The 843-nt window shown below is 66.2% G+C and carries 1 protein-coding gene and 1 pseudogene; both read right to left on the minus strand.

The genetic code is table 11. The features are described 5' to 3' along the window. Nucleotides 1-511: sulfite exporter TauE/SafE family protein (locus B2W70_RS10210; RefSeq protein WP_349677448.1), on the minus strand; the 511-nt coding region annotated here is incomplete at its 3' end. Nucleotides 512-562: 51 nt separating this feature from the next. Further along, nucleotides 563-843 (minus strand): annotated as a pseudogene (locus B2W70_RS10215) (coproporphyrinogen III oxidase); the annotation flags it as partial.

The following is an 843-nucleotide window of genomic DNA, read 5'->3' on the forward strand; positions in this document are numbered from 1 at the left end:
CAGGCGCCGCCCACACACCTGCTGCGCTTGGCAAAGCGAACGCCAACATGACCAACGCCCCCTCTGCCGGGCGAGCCGCCAGCGCCGCCACCATCAGGGCCGCGTAGAGCAAACCGCAGGGCAACAGGGCCCAGGCAAGGCCCGCCAGCAAAGGCCACGCCCGCTGCACCAGAGGCGGCCAACCTTCAGAGCGAGCCTGCCAGCCCGCCCGCACGCGGAGATACAAACCCTTGCCCGCCTGATCCACCCGCTCCGGGACGAATCCGCGCACAAGCATGAAGCCTCCGAGCAGCACCATGGCCAGTTGGGCCATCATCCAAAGCGGTTTGATCATCGCGACCTGCTGCCCCCAACGGGCGACCAAGCCCGCCGCTGCGGCGGCCACGGCACCCAGGCAGGCGTAACCAATCGCCCGCCCGATCAGTGTCCAGATCGACAAGCCCCTCGGGAAAGCGACCGCGCATGCCGCCCCGCACATCGCGGTGCAATGCGGTATGCCCGCCAGGCCCATGAGGAATGCGGTCGCCAGCAGGCTGCTCAACACAGGCCGCCTCGCGCAGGTTCAGATGATGCGAGAAAAGCGCTCGACGGCTTTGTCAGCCTGCAGGTGACGGTCGAACACCATGGCCACCGCCCGCACGAAATACCACCCCAGCGGCGTGACTCGGATGCCATCAGACTCCATTTGCACCAACCCCGACTCGACGAGCGGCACCAGCAGGCGCAATTCAGACTCAAAGTATTGCCTGAAATCGAGCAGGTAGGCGAGCTCGATGGACTCGAAGTCCACCCTGCCCTGGCACATCAGGGCCATGATCACGGCGCGACGCACCAAGTCGTCGG

The organism is Aquabacterium sp. UBA2148, from assembly GCF_002328915.1.
In the GTDB taxonomy this organism is placed as follows: Bacteria; Pseudomonadota; Gammaproteobacteria; order Burkholderiales; family Burkholderiaceae_C; genus Aquabacterium; species Aquabacterium parvum.